General features: G+C 73.5%; 14 protein-coding genes and 1 pseudogene. 11 read left to right on the top strand and 4 right to left on the bottom strand.

Going from position 1 to position 17,254, the window contains the following annotated elements; all coding sequences use genetic code 11:
• The 3 genes and pseudogenes from GA0070622_RS08550 (at position 1) to GA0070622_RS08545 (ending at position 1,563) form a co-directional block, all read left to right on the top strand.
• Positions 1 to 778 (top strand): annotated as a pseudogene (locus tag GA0070622_RS08550) (metallophosphoesterase family protein).
• Positions 769 to 912: a GPGG-motif small membrane protein gene (locus tag GA0070622_RS32465; RefSeq protein ID WP_007464364.1), complete on the top strand. Its 144-nt coding sequence runs from the start codon at positions 769 to 771 to the stop codon at positions 910 to 912. The pseudogene GA0070622_RS08550 and the gene GA0070622_RS32465 overlap by 10 nt, the downstream one beginning before the upstream one ends.
• Positions 913 to 1,065: 153 nt before the next feature.
• Positions 1,066 to 1,563, top strand: coding sequence for a TspO/MBR family protein (locus GA0070622_RS08545; protein WP_091571483.1), 498 nt, complete (start codon positions 1,066 to 1,068; stop codon positions 1,561 to 1,563).
• A gap of 43 nt (positions 1,564 to 1,606) precedes the next feature.
• Here the strand turns inward: GA0070622_RS08545 and GA0070622_RS08540 are convergent, their stop codons facing one another.
• A complete protein-coding gene (locus GA0070622_RS08540) occupies positions 1,607 to 2,386 on the bottom strand; it encodes a M23 family metallopeptidase (RefSeq protein ID WP_091571480.1) in 780 nt (259 codons plus the stop codon).
• Between the two features lie 239 nt (positions 2,387 to 2,625).
• Here GA0070622_RS08540 and GA0070622_RS08535 point away from each other — a divergent pair, with 239 nt between their 5' ends.
• The 5 genes from GA0070622_RS08535 to GA0070622_RS08515 all read left to right on the top strand — a co-directional run bounded on the left by GA0070622_RS08535 (position 2,626) and on the right by GA0070622_RS08515 (position 8,867).
• Positions 2,626 to 3,966 (top strand): ABC transporter substrate-binding protein, encoded by a 1,341-nt coding sequence (locus GA0070622_RS08535; RefSeq protein ID WP_091571476.1) that lies wholly within the window; start codon positions 2,626 to 2,628, stop codon positions 3,964 to 3,966.
• A 73-nt stretch (positions 3,967 to 4,039) separates the two neighbouring features.
• Complete coding sequence (locus GA0070622_RS08530) at positions 4,040 to 5,089, top strand: carbohydrate ABC transporter permease (protein ID WP_091571473.1); 1,050 nt, start codon at positions 4,040 to 4,042, stop codon at positions 5,087 to 5,089.
• Position 5,090: 1 nt separating this feature from the next.
• Positions 5,091 to 6,050 carry a carbohydrate ABC transporter permease gene (locus GA0070622_RS08525; RefSeq protein WP_091571470.1) on the top strand — a complete coding sequence of 320 codons (960 nt, stop codon included), beginning with the start codon at positions 5,091 to 5,093 and terminating at the stop codon, positions 6,048 to 6,050.
• A gap of 65 nt (positions 6,051 to 6,115) precedes the next feature.
• Positions 6,116 to 7,186, top strand: coding sequence for a LacI family DNA-binding transcriptional regulator (locus GA0070622_RS08520; RefSeq protein WP_091571467.1), 1,071 nt, complete (start codon positions 6,116 to 6,118; stop codon positions 7,184 to 7,186).
• 40 nt (positions 7,187 to 7,226) lie between these two features.
• Positions 7,227 to 8,867 carry a glycoside hydrolase family 13 protein gene (locus tag GA0070622_RS08515; RefSeq protein ID WP_091571462.1) on the top strand — a complete coding sequence of 547 codons (1,641 nt, stop codon included), beginning with the start codon at positions 7,227 to 7,229 and terminating at the stop codon, positions 8,865 to 8,867.
• A 59-nt stretch (positions 8,868 to 8,926) separates the two neighbouring features.
• Here GA0070622_RS08515 and GA0070622_RS08510 read toward each other — a convergent pair whose 3' ends face one another.
• The 3 genes from GA0070622_RS08510 to xylA form a co-directional block, all read right to left on the bottom strand.
• A complete protein-coding gene (locus GA0070622_RS08510; protein ID WP_091571459.1) occupies positions 8,927 to 10,357 on the bottom strand; it encodes an MFS transporter in 1,431 nt (476 codons plus the stop codon).
• 110 nt (positions 10,358 to 10,467) lie between these two features.
• Positions 10,468 to 11,925 carry a xylulokinase gene (gene xylB, locus GA0070622_RS08505; protein WP_091571455.1) on the bottom strand — a complete coding sequence of 486 codons (1,458 nt, stop codon included), beginning with the start codon at positions 11,923 to 11,925 and terminating at the stop codon, positions 10,468 to 10,470.
• Positions 11,926 to 11,936: 11 nt separating this feature from the next.
• Positions 11,937 to 13,124: a xylose isomerase gene (gene xylA, locus GA0070622_RS08500; RefSeq protein WP_091571451.1), complete on the bottom strand. Its 1,188-nt coding sequence runs from the start codon at positions 13,122 to 13,124 to the stop codon at positions 11,937 to 11,939.
• A 52-nt stretch (positions 13,125 to 13,176) separates the two neighbouring features.
• Between xylA and GA0070622_RS08495 the strand changes: the two genes are divergently transcribed.
• From GA0070622_RS08495 to GA0070622_RS08485, 3 genes are all read left to right on the top strand, one after another.
• A complete protein-coding gene (locus tag GA0070622_RS08495) occupies positions 13,177 to 14,436 on the top strand; it encodes an ROK family protein (RefSeq protein WP_091571447.1) in 1,260 nt (419 codons plus the stop codon).
• A gap of 210 nt (positions 14,437 to 14,646) precedes the next feature.
• Entirely contained in the window at positions 14,647 to 16,242 is a 1,596-nt protein-coding gene (locus GA0070622_RS08490) for a PP2C family protein-serine/threonine phosphatase (RefSeq protein WP_245666150.1), read from the top strand.
• The gene (locus GA0070622_RS08485; protein ID WP_091571444.1) at positions 16,239 to 17,234 is read left to right on the top strand and encodes a cobalamin B12-binding domain-containing protein; all 996 of its coding nucleotides are present in this window, start codon (positions 16,239 to 16,241) and stop codon (positions 17,232 to 17,234) included. Before GA0070622_RS08490 ends, GA0070622_RS08485 begins: the two co-directional genes overlap by 4 nt.
• Positions 17,235 to 17,254 lie beyond the last annotated feature (20 nt).

Below are 17,254 nucleotides of genomic sequence, written 5' to 3'. Positions count from 1 at the left end.
ATGGTGATCCGGATCGCCGCCGTCGGCGACGTGCACGTGGACGAGGACGTGGTGGGCCGGTTCCGTCCCGCGTTGGAGGAGCTGCCCGACTGCGCCGACGTGCTGCTGCTCGCCGGCGACCTGACCCGCCACGGCACCGAGGCCGAGGCCCGGTGCGTGGCGCGGGAGTTCGGCGACCTCGGCGTACCGGTGATCACCGTGCTCGGCAACCACGACCACCAGTGCGACCAGGTGCCGCAGGTGGTCAAGGTGCTGGAGGACGCGGGGATCACCGTGCTGGAGGGCACCGGCACCGTGCTGGAGTGCGCCGGCGGGCGGCTCGGGGTGGCCGGGGTCAAGGGGTTCGGCGGCGGGTTCGCCGGGCGGTGCGCCAGCGACTTCGGCGAGCCGGAGATGAAGGCCTTCGTGCGGACCACCCGGGAGAGCGCCGACGCGCTGGCCGCCGCGCTGCTGTCGCTGGAGTGCGACTCGCTGGTCGCGCTCACCCACTACTCCCCCGTGCCGGACACGCTGGCCGGCGAGCCGCTGGAGATCTACCCGTTCCTGGGCTGTTACCAGCTCGGGCAGGCGATCGACTCGGCGCCGACCGCGCTGGCGCTGCACGGCCACGCCCACCACGGCACCGAGCGTGGAACCACGCCGGGCGGGGTCCGCGTCCGCAACGTCGCGCACCCCGTGATCAAGCAGGCCTACAGCGTGTTCCACCTGGGCGACCAGGTCGACTGACCGGGAGGTTTCCGGGATCGGCGAGCCGGGTATCCAGCCGCCATGGAGCTGATTCTCTGGATTCTCGCAGTCGTACTCGTGGTCGCCGGAATTCTCGCGCTGTTCCGCCGGCAGATCCTCTGGGGCATCGTCCTCATCGTCGTCGGCCTGCTGGTCGGCCCGGGTGGCGTCAGCATCTTCAATTAGCGAACCCTTCCTTCACCCCTGACCCGCCGGGGTCGTCGGGTCCGGCGCTCTGTCCTCCCAGACCGGAGCGTCCGGACCCGGCGATCCCGGCGTTTCCACGTCCGGCCCCCGGCCGGGCGTTTGTGACCCCCGTCGAGCGGAAACATCTCGACCATGGAGACAACGCAGAGCGCGGGTCGGCGTACCGCCGGGGTCCGGAAGTGGTGGGCCCTGCTCGGCTTCGGCGCCGCCACGTTCGCCGCCGCCGCCATCGGCGGGCTGGGCGTCCGGGGCACCTCCGCGGAATACCAGAGCCTGGAGCAGCCCGCCTGGGCGCCGCCCTCCTGGCTGTTCGGCCCGGTCTGGACGGTGCTGTACGCGTTGATCGCGATCGCCGGCTGGCTGGTCTGGCGCCGGGTCGGGTTCGGCCCCGCGCTCGGGGCCTGGGTCGCGCAGCTCGTGCTCAACGCGATCTGGACGCCGCTGTTCTTCGGCGCCGGCCGGTACGGGCTGGCCTTCGCCGAGATCGTGGTGATGTGGCTGGCCATCGGCGTGACCGTGGCGCTGTTCCGGCGCGTCTCCCGGCCCGCGACGCTGCTGATGCTGCCCTACTGGGCCTGGGTCACGTTCGCCGCCGCGCTCAACTTCGCCATCTGGCGGCTGAACTCCTGACCGGTGCGGGCGCGGGGACCGGTCGTCCCCGCGCCCGCCGGGGTCAGCAGCGGGGCACGCCGGGGATGTAGCCGTCGTAGCCGGTGTAGACGTAGGCGTCGGAGATGAACCGCCCGGAGCCGATCCGGTCCCAGATCGAGCTGGTGCCGTAGGTGCCGGTGACGCTGGTGCCGCTGGTCTGGCAGTAGATCGTCACCCCGGCGCCGTCGGCCACCGTGCCGACCGCGCTGTAGCCGGTGCCCGGACCGGACCGGACCGTCAGCGCGGCGCCCGCGGTGTTGACCGTGCCCGCACCGGTGTCCGCCCCGGCGCAGCCGTTGTCGCTGGTGTAGGTCTTCGTGCCCCAGTAGAGGGCCTGGGCGCCGTTGAACTTGATCTTTACGGCGCTGCCGCTCGAGCGCTGCTCGTAGTGCAGGTGCGGGCCGGTGGACCCGCCGGTGGTGCCGACGTACCCGATCACCCGGCCGTATCCGACGGTCTGCCCGACCGAGACGTTGAAGGCGTTCAGGTGCGCGTAGTAGGTCGTCCAGCCACCGCCGTGGTTGATCCGGACGTACTTGCCGTAGCTCGTGTCGCCGAGGTTCGTCACCACGTCGACCGTGCCGGGCGCGCTGGCCACCACCGGGTCGCCGAGGTCGTCGGTGCGGTTGAAGTCGATCGCGTTCGCCGGACTGTGGTTGGTCCGCGTCTGGCCGGACCAGGACTGATTGCACGGGAACGGGACCTTGAAGGTCGGCGCGGCCAGGGCGGGCGCCGCCGGGACCAGGACCGCCGCCGCCAGGACCGCCACCCCGGACGCGAGACTGAGCCACCGCTTACGCATCCACTGCCTCCTATGTTGAAAGTCTTCAATCCGATGCGGACAGCGTGACAGAAAGTTCCATCGAACGGAAGATTGGTGGGAGCGCACCCACGGCCGCTGGCGAGGGTTTCGGGATTGTTACCGGGCCGTGTCCGGCAGGGGGTGGACCGGGCGGGATGCAAGCGCTTACATGTGGGGACGACCATCGGACCGGCGCGGGTTCGATTTCCCCCCACGCGCCGGCAAGGAAGGAGATCGGCATGGCGTTTGCCAGATCACGCCAGGCTCTCGCGGTCACCGGCGTGCTGGGGCTGGCGCTCGGCGTCGCCGCCTGCGGCACCGGCAACGACAAGAAGAGCGACAACGCGAGCTCGCCCGAGTGCGCGGCATACGAGAAGTACCAGGGCAACGACGGCAAGAAGGTCACGATCTACTCCTCGATCCGTGACATCGAGGCCGACCGGCTGGACCAGTCCTGGAAGCAGTTCGAGGACTGCACCGGCATCGAGATCGACCACGAGGGCTCGGGCGAGTTCGAGGCTCAGCTCCCCGTCCGGGTGGACGGCGGCAACGCCCCCGACATCGCCTTCATCCCGCAGCCGGGTCTGCTGAAGCGCTTCGTCGACTCGGGCAAGCTCAAGCCGGCCGGCGCCGACACCAAGGCCATGGCCGAGCAGAACTACTCCCCCGACTGGCTGAAGTACAGCACCGTCAACGGCCAGTTCTACGGCGCCCCGCTGGGCTCCAACGTGAAGTCCTTCGTGTGGTACTCGCCGAAGACCTTCAAGGAGAAGGGCTGGTCGGTCCCGACCACCTGGCAGGAGCTGATCGACCTCAGCGACAAGATCGCGGCGAGCGGCACCAAGCCGTGGTGCGCCGGCATCGAGTCCGGTGACGCCACCGGCTGGCCGGCCACCGACTGGATCGAGGACGTCCTGCTGCGTACCGCGGGCCCCGAGGTCTACGACCAGTGGACCACCCACGGCATCCCGTTCAACGACCCGCAGGTCGCCACGGCCGTCAACCAGGCCGGCACCATCCTGAAGAACGAGAAGTACGTCAACGGCGGCTTCGGCGGCGTGAAGAGCATCGCCACCACCGCGTTCCAGGAGGCCGGCACGCCGATCACCTCCGGCAAGTGCGCGCTGCACCGCCAGGCGTCCTTCTACGCCAATCAGTGGCCGCAGGGCACCAAGGTGGCCGAGGACGGCGACGTCTTCGCGTTCTACTTCCCGGCGATCGACCCGGCCAAGGGCAAGCCGGTGCTGGGTGGCGGCGAGTTCGTCGCGGCCTTCGCCGACCGTCCCGAGGTCCAGGCGGTGCAGACCTACCTGGCCTCCGGCGAGTACGCCAACAGCCGGGCCAAGATCGGTGACTGGGTGTCCGCGAACAAGAAGCTGGACCTCAACAACGTCCCGAACCCGGTGGACAAGCTCTCCGTGGGCATCCTGCAGGACTCCAAGACCGTCTTCCGCTTCGACGGCTCGGACCTGATGCCGGCAGCGGTCGGCGCGGGCACCTTCTGGAAGGGCATGGTCGCCTGGATCAACGGCAAGGACACCACGAGCGTCCTGAACGACATCGAGGGCAGCTGGAAGTGATCTGAGAGGGTGGCCCGGTCCGCGTCGCGGACCGGGCCACCCTCGAAGCATCCGAACCCTTGAGGGAGGGTTGATGGAGTTCGACTTCGCGGCGGAACAGCCGAAGTTCCTCATGCTGATGTACGGGCTGATCGCTTTCGTCGCGGTGGTGGGCGGCCTGCTCCTGCTCCTCGACGTGGTGCCGGCCTGGTTCGCCCGGCGCCGGGAGGCGCAGCTGGTCGCGGCCGTGACGGCCGGCGGTCCGCCGCCGCGCCGGCGCAAGCAGCGTGAGGGCCTGTTCGCGTTCTTCTTCCTGCTGCCGACGCTGCTGTTCCTGACCATCGGTCTGGTGGTGCCGGCCATCCGCACCACGCTGCTCTCCTTCATGGACGCGCGCAGCACCGACTGGGTGGGGCTGGACAACTACGGCTGGATGTTCTCCGAGGACTCGATCTTCCGGGTCCTGCTCAACACCCTGGTCTGGGTGCTGCTGGTCCCGCTGGTGGCCAGCGCGTTCGGCCTGGTCTACGCCGTCCTGGTGGACAAGGCCCGGTTCGAGTCGGCGGCCAAGTCGCTGATCTTCCTGCCGATGGCGATCTCGTTCGTCGGCGCCGCCATCATCTGGCGGTTCATCTACGCCTTCCGGGGCGACGGGCAGGAGCAGATCGGCCTGCTCAACCAGATCGTGGTCAGCCTCGGCGGCGAGCCGAAGCAGTGGCTGCTCGACTCGCCGCTGAACACGCTCCTGCTGATCGTGATTATGGTGTGGATCCAGGCCGGCTTCGCCATGGTGGTGCTCTCCGCGGCCATCAAGGCCATCCCGGCGGACATCATCGAGGCGGCCCGGCTGGACGGCACCACCGCCTGGCAGATGTTCTGGCGGATCACCATGCCGAGCATCCGGCCGGCGCTGATCGTGGTGGTGGTGACGATCTCCATCGCCACGCTCAAGGTCTTCGACATCGTCCGGACCGCCACCAACGGCAACTACGACACCAACGTGATCGCGACCGAGATGTACAACCAGGCGTTCCGGTACGGCGAGAACGGGCAGGGCTCGGCGCTCGCGGTCTTCCTGTTCGTCCTGGTCCTGCCGCTCGTGATCTACCAGATCCGCAACCTGCGCAAGCAGCGGGAGGGCTGAGATGACCACCGCCACGCCCACCGTCGGAGCCGGCGTCCAACCCCCGGCGCCGCTCACCCGGGCCGCCCGGGTCCGCAAGCGGCTCAACAGCCGCACCGCCACGCTGGTCTCGATCGTGCTCGCGCTGCTCTGGACGATCCCGACCTTCGGCCTGTTCATCTCCTCGTTCCGGCCGGAGGACCAGATCAAGACCACCGGCTGGTGGACGTTCTTCCGCGACCCGCAGTTCACCCTGCAGAACTACCAGGACGTGCTGTTCAGCACCGGCTCGTCGGGGCAGCTCGCCAGCTACTTCATCAACTCACTGGCGATCACCATCCCGTCGGTGCTCTTCCCGATCGCGTTCGCCTCGCTGGCCGCGTACGCGCTGGCCTGGATCAACTTCAAGGGCCGGGACTGGCTCTACATCGGGATCTTCGCGCTGCAGATCGTGCCGCTGCAGATGGCCCTCGTGCCGCTGCTGAGGTTCTTCTCCACCGGCGTCACCCTCGGCGGGGTCCAGATCCTCCCCGCGTGGGACCTGGTCGACGAGCAGAAGTTCGCGCAGGTGTGGTTCGCACACACCTGCTTCGCGCTCCCGTTCGCCGTCTACCTGCTGCACAACTTCATCTCGCAGCTCCCCGGCGACCTGATGGAGGCGGCCCGGGTCGACGGCGCCACCCACCCGAAGATCTTCCGCACCATCGTGCTGCCGCTGATCACGCCCGCGCTCGCGGCGATCGGCATCTTCCAGTTCCTCTGGGTCTGGAACGACCTGTTGGTCGCGCTGATCTTCGCCGGCGGCGGCGACGAGACCGCCCCGCTGACGGTCCGGCTCGCCGAGCTGGCCGGCACGCGGGGCAACGAGTGGCAACGGCTCACCGCCGGCGCGTTCGTCTCGATCGTCGTACCGCTGCTGGTGTTCCTGTCCCTCCAGCGCTACTTCGTGCGGGGCCTGCTCGCCGGCAGCGTCAAGGGTTGATCCGTCGTCCCACCGCCGCCGGCCTGCCGGCGGCGGTGGGACACGGGTCGCAGCGGGGAGCCACGATGACCAAGATTGACGACGTCGCCCGCCTGGCCGGGGTCTCCACGGCCACCGTCTCCCGGGCGCTGCGCGGGCTGCCGACGGTCTCCGCCGCCACCCGCCGCCGGGTGCTCGCCGCCGCCGAGCAGCTCCAGTACGCGGTCTCGCCGAGCGCCTCCCGACTGGCCGGCGGCCGGACCGGCACCGTCGCGGTGGTGGTCCCCCGGATCACCCGCTGGTTCTTCGGCACCGTGGTCGAGGCGGTCGAGGACTACCTCCAGCAGAACGGCTACGACCTGCTGCTCTACAACCTCGGCGGCCGGGAGCAGACCCGCCAGCGGGTGCTCCGCCCGGCCGGCCTGCACAAGCGGGTGGACGCGATCATGCTGGTCGCCACCCCGCTGCGCGCGGCCGACGTGCACGCGCTGACCAAGCTGGACCTGCCCGGGGTGACGATCAGCTCCGGCAGCGGTGTGCCCGGCTGGCCCTGCGTCCGCATCGACGACGTGGCCGCCGCCCGGACCGCCACCCGCCACCTGCTCGACCTCGGCCACACCCGGATCGCGCACATCTCCGGCGACCCCGACGACGAGCTGGCCTTCACCACCCACCTCGACCGGCGGCGCGGCTACCAGGAGGCGCTGCGCGGGGCCGGCATCCGCCCCGACCCGAGCCTCGACGTCGAGTCCCGGTTCACCATCGACGGCGGCACCCGGGCCACCGCCGAGCTGCTCGCCCGGGGCGAACCGCCGACCGCCATCTTCGCCGCCTGCGACGAGATGGCGATGGGCGCGGTCACCGCGCTGCGCGACGCCGGACTCCGGGTCCCGCAGGACGTCAGCGTGATCGGCATCGACGACCACGACCTGGCCGGGGTGCTCGGGCTGAGTACGATCGCCCAGCCCGCCGCCGAGCAGGGGCTGCTCGCCGCGCGCATCCTGCTCGACCCTCTGGGCGCCCGGGTCGCCGAGCCGTACGCCGGTCTGGTGCCGGCCCCGCGCGACGCCGACACCGACACCGGGACGCCGTCGTCGGTGATCCTCCCCACTCGCCTGGTGGTGCGGGACTCGACCGCGCCACCCCGGGCACACTGAACGGACCCGTTCGCCCCGCACGCACGACAGGGAGAAGGCGCTGAACACCGACGCGACGCAGCAGAGCCCGGCCACCGGCTGGTGGACCGAGGCGGTCATCTACCAGGTCTACCCGCGCTCGTTCGCCGACTCCGACGGCGACGGCATCGGCGACCTGCCGGGCATCACGGCCCGCCTCGACCACCTCGCCGAGCTGGGCGTCGACGCGCTCTGGCTGTCCCCGTTCTATCCGTCCCCGCAGGCCGACGCCGGCTACGACGTGGCCGACTACCGGGACGTCGACCCGCTCTTCGGCACGCTCGCCGACGCCGACAAGCTGATCACCGAGGCGAAGGCACGCGGCCTGCGGGTGATCGTCGACCTGGTGCCCAACCACACCTCCTCCGCGCACCGCTGGTTCACCGCCGCGGTGGCGGCGGCGCCGGGCAGCCCGGAGCGGCAGCGCTACGTCATCCGGGACGGCAAGGGCCCGGACGGCGCCGAGGCCCCGAACGACTGGGAGAGCGTGTTCGGCGGACCGGCCTGGACCCGGCTGCCGGACGGGCAGTGGTACCTGCACCTGTTCGACCCCGGCCAGCCCGACCTCAACTGGGACAACCCGGAGGTGCGCGAGGAGTTCCTCGGCGTCCTGCGCTTCTGGCTCGACCGGGGCGTGGACGGGTTCCGGGTGGACGTCGCGCACGGCCTGATCAAGCAGGCCGACCTGGCCGACTGGCAGGAACCGCAGGAGATCCTCTCCGGCAGCGAGGTGGACAAGCCCCGGCCGCCGATGTGGGACCAGGACGGCGTGCACGAGATCTACCGGGAGTGGCGGCGGCTGCTCGACTCGTACGCCGGGGAGCGGGTCCTGGTCGCCGAGGCGTGGGTGGAGCCGGCCGAGCGGCTGGCCCGTTACGTCCGGCCGGACGAGATGCACCAGGCGTTCAACTTCGAGTACCTGATGGCCGCCTGGACCGCCCCGGCCCAGTACGCGGTGATCACCCGCTCCCTGGAAGCCACCGACTCGGTGGGCGCGCCGACCACGTGGGTGCTGTCCAACCACGACGTGGTCCGGCACGCCTCCCGGCTCGGGCTGACCACCGCCGGCGGCCGGATGAACGGCATCGGCGTCGACGACCCGCAGCCCGACGTGGCGCTCGGCCTGCGCCGGGCCCGGGCGGCCAGCCTGCTCATGCTCGCGCTGCCCGGCTCGGCCTACCTCTACCAGGGCGAGGAGCTGGGGCTGCCGGAGCACACCACGCTGCCCGACGAGGCCCGGCAGGACCCCACCTGGGCCCGCAGCGGGCACACCCAGCGCGGCCGCGACGGCTGCCGGGTGCCGATCCCGTGGGAGGCCGACGCCCCGTCGTACGGCTTCGGGCCGACGGACGCGAGCTGGCTGCCCCAGCCGCCGATGTGGGCCGAGTACGCGCTGGACCGGCAGCGCGGGGTGCCCGGCTCGACGTACGAGCTGTACCGCACGGCGCTGCGGTTGCGCCGCGAGCACGCGCTGGCGCGGGGCCCGCTGCGGTTCCTGTCCTCCGGCGACGAGGTGCTGACGTTCACCAACGGTGACCTCACCGTGCTGACCAACTTCGGCGCGACAGCGGTGCCGCTGCCGGCCGGCGCCTCGGTGCTGGTGTCCAGCGCCCCGCTGGACGGCGACGCGGTCCCCACCGACGTCACCGTGTGGTGGGTGTAAGGAAGGGCCCCCTGTTAACGCCTCCGGTATAGGAAGGGCCCCTTCTTAACACTCACCCGTTAAGAAGGGGCCCTTCCTTCCAGGCGGTCGGCGCGGGTGTGCAGGAGCGCGTTGACCTGCGCGATGTCCCGGGGCGAGGTGCGGGCGGCCAGCCAGTACATGATCCCGGTGGGGATGAAGAAGAGCTGGAACGCGGCCAGCCCGACGGCGTAGTTCAGCGGCGGCGGGAACACCAGCCGCAGCCCGCCGAACACCAGCCCGACCACCCCGTTGCCGGCCGCCCGTCCCACGCCGTTGACCAGGTTGCCCAGGCTGTAGACCGTGCCCCGGTGCTCGGGCGGGTTGACGTCGGCGATCAGCGCGAACCAGTTGGGCGAGTTGGCCGAGGTGAGCGCCAGCGCCACCACGGCGGTGAGCAGGCTCAGCCCGACCGTCGGCTCGGTCAGCACACTGGACAGCACCGCCGCCACCACCGCGCCGGAGCCGCCGCCGTCGGGCACGTCGATCTCGATCGGCACGAAGAACAGCACCAGGTAGAACGGCACGGCCGCGAGGATGCCCACGGCCGCGACCAGGGCCCGGCCGCTCGGCGTACGCCGTTGCAGCGCGTCGCCGACCAACCCGCCCACGATCGACAGCGCGCCGCCGAGCTGGAACAGGGTGGCGAAGACGCTGCCCACCACCACCGCCGTGGCCGGCGAGTAGCCTTGCGCCTCGGCGCGCTGGCTGAACAGCACCGGCAGCCAGACCAGCGAGCCGAACGCGGCCTGGGCGGTCAGCCCCTGCAGGATCAGCCACCGGTTGGTCCGCCGGGCCAGGATCCGGGGCAGGTCGGCGCGGCTGATCCGGTAGTCATACTCGCCGCCGGCGTCGAGCGCCTCGGCCAGTTCCGGCTCGCTCTGCCCGCGCCGGATGTCGTAGGTGAACAGGTACGCCGCGGTGGCGGCCAGGCCGACGACGGTCAGCAGCAGGAACGGCCGCCGCCAGTCGGTCGCGCCGAGCAGGCCGCCGGTGAGCGTGCCGGCCAGCGTGCCGACGCCCTGGGACAGGCCCCAGAAGCTCATCACCAGGCCGCGGCGGCGCGGCGAGATCAGGTCGGTGACCACGGAGAAGCCGACCGAGCCGACCGCGCCCAGCCCGACCGCGGCGACGAGCTGGGCGGCCAGGAACGTCGGGTACTGCCCGGCCAGCGCGCTGCCGCCGGTGCCGGCCGCCCAGACCAGCGTGCCGACCATCAGCAACGGCTTGCGGTTGCTCCGGTCGCCGACGTACGCCCAGCCCACCGCGGCCACCGCGCTGACCAGGAAGCTGACCGCGGTGACCAGGCCGAGCATCCGCTGGGGTACGTCGAACGCCTCGGAGATCGGCCCGTACAGCGGCGGCACGAGGCCGATCGCCACGTTGTCCAGCGAGGCGAGCACCACGAAGACGACAACGCTGTAGTACCGGTGCGCCGCGTTCCCGCGCCGGGAGATCCTGGTGGAACTCATGCAGGGCAGCCAACCAGGTGCGGGCCGGATCCGGGACACCGCCCCCGGCCTGACGCGCGTGTTAAAAAGGGGCCCCTCCTCTACCGGAGGCGTTAAGAAGGGGCCCTTCCTTACCCCCGGGCGCGGGCGTAGCGCTCGCGGATGGCGGGCACCGGCTCGGCCGTGTACTCCTCGGTGTCGCCGATCGACCAGGCCGGCGGGGCGTCGCCGCCGAGCGCGACCCACGCGGCCTGGCGGGCCGCGCCGTCGGCCACGTACTCACCGGGCGGTGGGACCACCACCGGGCGGCCGAAGACCTGCGGCGCGATCGCGCGGACCGCGGCGGACCGGGCGCCACCGCCGACCAGGATGATCCGGTCGGCGCGGGCGCCCTGGGCGAGCAGCGCGTCGAGGCCGTCGGCGAGCCCGCAGAGCATGCCCTCGACGGCGGCCCGGGCCAGGTGCGCCGGGGTCGACGTGCCCAGCGTCAGGCCGCGCAGTTCGCCGGTGGCGTGCGGGCGGTCCGGCGTCCGTTCCCCCTCCAGGTACGGCACCAGGACCAGGCCGTCCGCGCCCGGCGGGGCGGCCAGCGCCAACTCGCCGAGCGTGTCGAGGTCGACGCCGAGCAGCGTCGCGGCGGCGTCGAGCACCCGGGCCGCGTTCAACGTGCAGACCAGCGGCAGGAACCGCCCGGTGGCGTCGGCGAACCCGGCCACCGCGCCGGCGGCGTCGGCGGCCGGCGCGTCGGCCACCGCGAAGACCGTGCCGGAGGTGCCGATCGAGACGACCACGTCCCCCGGGCCGGCGCCGACGCCGAGCGCCGCCGCCGCGTTGTCCCCGGTGCCCGGCCCGAGGAGGACCCGGCCGGCGGCGCCGGACCCTGCGCCGCCGACCGGACCGGCGGCGGTCGGCCCGTCGCCGAGCGCCGCCGGGTCGAGCTGTCCGGCCGCCTCGGCCGGACCGAGCACGACCGGGACCCGCGGGCGCCGGCCGAAGGCCTGCTCCAACAGGTCGAGCCGGTATTCGCCGGTGCGCGGCGACCAGTAGCCGGTGCCGCTGGCGTCGCCCCGGTCGGTGCGCAGCGCGTCCAGGCCGGCAGCGCCGGCCAGCCGCCAGGTGAGCCAGTCGTGCGGCAGGCAGACCGCGGCCACCCGGTCGGCGTTCGCCGGCTCGTGCCGGGCCAGCCAGCGCAGCTTGGTGGCGGTGAAGCTGGCCACCGGCACCGCGCCGGTGGCCTCGGCCCAGAACCGGCGGCCGGTTTCCCCGCCGCCGGCCTCCTCGACGAGGTCCCGGGCGGCGTCGGCGGACCGGGTGTCGTTCCACAGCAGCGCCGGGCGGACCACCTCGCCCGCCTCGTCCAGGCAGACCATGCCGTGCTGCTGGCCGCCGACCGAGACGACGGCCACGTCGGCCAGGCCGCCGGCCTCGGCGACGGCCGCCCGCAGGGCGTCCCACCAGGCGGCGGGGTCGACCTCGGTGCCGGCCGGGTGGGGCGCCCGGCCCTGCCGGACCAGCGCCCCGGTCTCCGCGTCCCGGACCACCACCTTGCAGGACTGGGTCGACGAGTCGACCCCCGCGACGAGCGGCATGGCGGCCCGCCTCAGCGCGCGCCGAGCACGTGCTCGACGGCGAGCTGGTTGAGCCGGACGAAGCCGAAGCCCTTGGCACCGGCGGCCTCCGGGTCGAACTCCTCGAACGCGGTCCGGTCGGCGAGCAGCTCGGCGTAGCCCTCACCCGGGTTCAGCGTCGGGGTGGCCAGCTCGGCCACCCGGGCGGCGGCCAGCGCCTCGGCCACCTCCGGGTCGGCGCGGAACGCCGCGGCCCGCTCCTTGAGCAGCAGGTAGGTCCGCATGTTCGCCTCGGCGGAGGCCCACACGCCGGTCATGTCCTCGGTGCGGGAGGGCTTGTAGTCGAAGTGGCGCGGGCCGTCGTAGGCCGGGCCGCCGTTCGGGCCGCCGTGCTCCAGCAGGTCGACCAGGGCGAACGCGTTGAGCAGGTCGCCGTGGCCGAAGACCAGGTCCTGGTCGTACTTGATGCCGCGCTGGCCGTTGAGGTCGATGTGGAACAGCTTGCCCTGCCAGAGCGCCTGGGCGATGCCGTGGGCGAAGTTGAGCCCGGCCATCTGCTCGTGGCCGACCTCCGGGTTGAGCCCGACCATCTCCGGGCGGGCCAGGGTGGAGATGAAGCCGAGCGCGTGGCCGACGGTGGGGAGCAGGATGTCGCCCCGCGGCTCGTTCGGCTTGGGCTCCAGCGCGAAGCGCAGGTCGTAGCCGTTGTCGACGACGTACTGGCAGAGCAGGTCGACGGCCTCCCGGTAGCGCTCGAGCGCGGCCTGGACGTCCTTGGCCACGTCGTACTCGGCGCCTTCCCGGCCGCCCCACATGACGAACGTCTTCGCGCCCAGCTCGGCGGCGAGGTCGACGTTGCGCAGCACCTTGCGCAGCGCGTAGCGGCGCACGTCGCGGTCGTTGCTGGTGAAGCCGCCGTCCTTGAACACCGGGTGGTTGAACAGGTTGGTGGTGACCATCGGCACGACCAGGCCGGTCTCGTCGAGCGCCTTGCGGAACCGGCTCAGCCGGGCGTCGCGGGTGGCCGCGTCCGCGCCGAACGGGACCAGGTCGTCGTCGTGGAACGTGATCCCGTACGCGCCGAGCTCGGCGAGCTTGTGCACGGCCTCGACGGCGTCCAGCTCGGGCCGGGTGGCGTCGCCGAACGGGTCGCGGGCGGGCCAACCCACGGTCCAGAGGCCGAAGGAGAACTTGTCCGCGGGGGTGGGACGGGGTGCCATGGGAACCTCCGGGTGGTGGTGGCGTCCGCGATTTGTTCAGCGGTTGAATTAAATGGCGGGGATGTGGCAGTGTCAAGTGGTGACCAGCGCCAGCACTGCCGGAGCGGTCCGGCAGGGCAGTCTGCGTGAGCTGAATCTCGCGGTGGTGCTCCGGCGGATCGCCGCCGCCGACCGACCGCCCTCGCGGGCCGGCCTCGCCGCCGGGACCGGGCTGACCCGGGCCACCGTCTCCGCCGTCGTCGACGACCTGATCGCCGGACGGCTGGTCGCCGAGGCCGAGCCACCCCCGCGCACCGGTGCCGGCCGGCCGGCCCGGGGCCTGGTGCTCGCCGCCGACGGCCCGGCCGGCCTGGGCCTGGAGGTGAACGTCGACTACCTGGCGGCCTGCGTGGTCGACCTGACCGGCACGGTCCGGCACCACCTGGTCCGCCGCGCCGACCTGCGCCCGGTCTCCCCCGCCGACGCGCTCGCCCGGCTGGCCGCGCTGGCCGCCGAGGCGCGTGCCGCCGCCGTACGCGACGGGTTGACCCTGGCCGGCGCGGCGCTCGCCGTGCCGGGTCTGGTGGGCGACGGCGGCCTGGTCCGGCTGGCGCCGAACCTGGGCTGGCGGGACGTGGACGTGCCGGCGCTGCTCGCCGGGCAGCCCCTCGCCGAGCCGGTCGACGGCGTCCCGCCGCTGGTGGTCGACAACGAGGCCAACCTCGCCGCGCTCGGCGAGCTGTACGCCGGCCCCGCCGGCCCGCGCAGCTTCCTGCACGTCACCGGTGAGATCGGCATCGGCGCCGGCATCGTGCTGGACGGGGCGCTCTACCGGGGGGCGCGCGGCTGGAGCGGAGAGATCGGTCACTTCCCGGTGCAGCCGCAGGGGCGGCCCTGCCGCTGCGGTGGCCGGGGCTGCCTGGAGCGGTACGCCGGCCAGGAGGCGATCCTGGCCGCCGCCGGGCTGCCCGGCGCCGAACTGCCGGCGGACACCGCCGCCACCCGCCTCGCCGACCTGGCCGAGGCCGGTGACGCGGCCACGCTGGCCGCCTTGGCCGACGCCGGCACCGCCCTCGGGGTGGCGGTGGCGGGCGTGGTGAACCTGCTGGACCTGGACACCGTGGTGCTCGGGGGCGGATACGCCCCGCTCTCCCCCTGGCTGCGTCCCCCGGTGGCGGCGGAGGTCTCCCGTCGGGTGCTCACGGCCGCCTGGTCCCCGGTCACGGTGCGACCCGCGGTGCTCGGCGCCCAGTCCGCCGCGGTCGGCGGAGCCACCTCGGTGGTCCGCCGGATCGTCGACCGACCGGTCGGCTGGCTGGCCCGGGGCAGCTGACCGGGGCCGTCCTCGACAAGCATTCGTCGTGCCCGCTGGGTACGCTTGCCGCAAGGCAACCTGTCCGGCGAGTGAGGGGTGCACCGACAGCATGCGCACGGGTCGACCGACCGAAGCGCCCGGCCACCGGCGGTGACCGCCGCGCGCCGGGGCGGTGTCGCCGGGCCGGTCAGCGGCGGTGGACACGCCCGGAGGAAGCGACCCCGGCGGGTGGCCGGGGTCGGCGCCGCGCTGCCGGCCGACGACCAGCTCGCCCGGGAACTGCTGGACGGGCTGGCCGAGGCCGTCGTGACCGTCGACGCCGCCGGCGAGGTGACCCTGGTCAACGCCATGGCGGCGGAACTCCTCCCCGAGCTGACGCCGGGCGTGGACCTGGCCGGCTGCGCGGTGCCCGGGCTGGCCGAGGCGACCCGCGACGGCGCCGAATCGTTCGAGACCGAGCACCACGGCCGGCGGCTGCGGGGCGTGCGACGCGGGCTCGCCGGGGAACGCCGCGCCTGGTATGTGCGGGACGTCACCGAGGAGCAGGCGCGCACCGACGCGCTGCTCACCGAGCGGTCCCGGACCGCCTTTCTCGCCCAGGCCGGCAGCCGCCTCGGGCTCTCCCTGCACCGTGACCAGACGCTGCGCGCCGCCGTCGACCTGCCGGTGCCCTACCTGGCCGACGTCGCCGTGGTGGTGCACCGTCCGCCGCCCCCCGCCGAGGACGAGCCGCACTGGATCCGGTACGCGACCGGCGACCCCGGCCCGGTCACCGGCGTGGCCGGCTGGCGGACGGTGGAGTCGGTCCCCGGGCTGGTCGAGGCGCTGGAGGGTGACCTCACCGAGCCCAGCCCCTGGCTGGACGCGGAGCTGGCCGACCTGGCCGAGGTGCTGCCGGCGGGCTTCGGACGGCCGGGCACCGTGCTGATCAGCCCGATGCCCAGCGCCGGCGGTCCGGCCGGCGCGCTCGTCCTGGCCCGGCGCCGCGAGCGGCCCGGCTTCGACCAGCGGGAGATCTCGCTGGCCCGGGAGTTCGCCGCCCGGGCGGGCGCCGCGCTGGCCGCCGCCGAACTCTACGGCGAGCAGGCCCACCTGGCCCGCGTGCTGCAGAGCAGCCTGCTTCCGCCGGAGCTGCCCCGACTGGCCGGGACGGCACTGGCCGGCGGTTACCGGGCGGCCGGGGACAGCCTGCGCATCGGCGGCGACTTCTACGACCTGTTCCCCACCCCGGCGGGTGGCCTGTTCGCGCTCGGCGACGTCTGCGGCAAGGGCGTCGGCGCGGCCGTGCTGACCGGCCGGGTCCGCCAGTCGTTGCAGACGCTGCGCCTGGTCGAACAGCGGCCCCGGGAGCTGATGGAGCTGCTCAACCGGGCCCTGCTGGACGCGCCGGGCGCGGCCCGCCGGGCCCAGTTCACCACGCTCCTGCTGGGCACGCTGACCCGGGAGCCGGACGGCGGGCTGCTGGTCCGGGTGGCCGGCGGCGGGCATCCGGCGCCGTTGGTCGTCCGGGCCGGCGGCGGGATCGAGGCGGTCCCCGTCGGCGGCATGCCGGTGGGGGCGCTGACCGACGCGCGGTTCGTCGAGGCGGAGATCCGGCTGGCCCCGGGCGACCTGCTCCTGACGTACACCGACGGGGTGACCGAGGCCCGGGGCGGCCCCACCGAGTTGGCCATGTTCGGCGAGGCCCGGCTGCGCCAGGCGCTGGCCTCCGGCGCCGGGCTGCCGCCGGCGGCCCTGGTCGACCGGGTCCTCCAGCTCGTCGACGAGTGGCTCGACGGGCAGCCGCACGACGACATCGCCATGCTGGCCGTGGCCGCCGCGTGAGTTCGGATTGCCGGATCGGGCCGGAGTCGCTCGCCGCGTACCTCGACCACCTGGAGCGGGCCGACCGGGCCGGCGCGGTGGCGCTCGCCCAGGGCCTGCTGGCCGAGGGCTGCTCGGTCGCGGACGTCCTGGTCGACCTGGTCGCGGTCGCCCAGCGGGAGATCGGCCGGCGGTGGCTCACCGGTTCCTGGAGCGTCGCCCAGGAGCACGCCGCGACCCACGTCAGCGAACTGGTGGTCGACGCGCTGGGCGCGGCCGTCGGCCCGTCACGCCGCGGGCACGTGGTGGTGGCCTGCGTCGAGGGCGAGTGGCACGCGCTGGCCGCGCGGATCGTCAGCGAGGTGGTCCGGGCGGCCGGGTGGCGGGTCACCTTCCTGGGCGCCAGCGTGCCGGCCCGGCACCTGGTTTCCTACCTGCACCAGACCGGGCCGGACGCGGTGCTGCTGAGCTGTGTGCAGCCCAACCGGCTGGTCCGGGCGGCGCGGATGGTGGAGGCGAGCCGGACGGCCGGGGTGCCGGTGCTGGCCGGCGGTCCCGGCTTCGGTCCGGAGGGCCGGTGGGCGACGGCGATCGGCGCGGCGGCCTGGGGCGCCAGCGCCCGGGACGCGGTCCGGCTGCTGTCCGGGCCGCTGTCGGCCGGCGCGCACACCGGCTCCCCGCCGCCCCCGCCGGACGACGCGTACGTGGCGGTGCTGCACCGCAGGCGCGATCTGGTCCGGCTCGCGCTGAGCGTGGTCGATCCGCCGGAGGAAACCGCCGAGGACGTCGCCTCGGGCCTCGCGCACCTGGTGGACGCGCTGGTAGCGGCCGTCCGGGTGGACGACGACCAGCTGTTGCTGGACTTCGTCCGGTGGCAGGGGGAGGCGCTCACCGCCCGGGGCGGGCGGGGGGTGCTCGACGACGTCCTCGCCGCCCTGGAACGGGCTCTGACCGAGCATCCCCGGGTGGTCGAGCGGCTGCGTACGGCCCGGGCCGCGGTCGCCCTCGCCTGAGGGCGCCGTCCCGGTGGTCG

The sequence above is a fragment of the Micromonospora sediminicola genome, assembly GCF_900089585.1.
GTDB classification, from domain to species: Bacteria; Actinomycetota; Actinomycetes; order Mycobacteriales; family Micromonosporaceae; genus Micromonospora; species Micromonospora sediminicola.
The sequence above is the reverse complement of the archived record's forward strand: the minus strand, read 5'-3'. Positions and strand labels throughout refer to the sequence as shown.

Excerpts from the sequence above, each read along its gene's own strand:
- GA0070622_RS32465 (WP_007464364.1), top strand. The coding sequence starts at position 769 with ATGGAGCTGATTCTCTGGATTCTCGCAGTCGTACTCGTGGTCGCCGGA.
- GA0070622_RS08545 (WP_091571483.1), top strand. The coding sequence starts at position 1,066 with ATGGAGACAACGCAGAGCGCGGGTCGGCGTACCGCCGGGGTCCGGAAG.
- GA0070622_RS08540 (WP_091571480.1), bottom strand. The coding sequence starts at position 2,386 with ATGCGTAAGCGGTGGCTCAGTCTCGCGTCCGGGGTGGCGGTCCTGGCG.
- GA0070622_RS08535 (WP_091571476.1), top strand. The coding sequence starts at position 2,626 with ATGGCGTTTGCCAGATCACGCCAGGCTCTCGCGGTCACCGGCGTGCTG.
- GA0070622_RS08530 (WP_091571473.1), top strand. The coding sequence starts at position 4,040 with ATGGAGTTCGACTTCGCGGCGGAACAGCCGAAGTTCCTCATGCTGATG.
- GA0070622_RS08525 (WP_091571470.1), top strand. The coding sequence starts at position 5,091 with ATGACCACCGCCACGCCCACCGTCGGAGCCGGCGTCCAACCCCCGGCG.
- GA0070622_RS08520 (WP_091571467.1), top strand. The coding sequence starts at position 6,116 with ATGACCAAGATTGACGACGTCGCCCGCCTGGCCGGGGTCTCCACGGCC.
- GA0070622_RS08510 (WP_091571459.1), bottom strand. The coding sequence starts at position 10,357 with ATGAGTTCCACCAGGATCTCCCGGCGCGGGAACGCGGCGCACCGGTAC.
- xylB (WP_091571455.1), bottom strand. The coding sequence starts at position 11,925 with ATGCCGCTCGTCGCGGGGGTCGACTCGTCGACCCAGTCCTGCAAGGTG.
- xylA (WP_091571451.1), bottom strand. The coding sequence starts at position 13,124 with ATGGCACCCCGTCCCACCCCCGCGGACAAGTTCTCCTTCGGCCTCTGG.
- GA0070622_RS08495 (WP_091571447.1), top strand. The coding sequence starts at position 13,177 with ATGGCGGGGATGTGGCAGTGTCAAGTGGTGACCAGCGCCAGCACTGCC.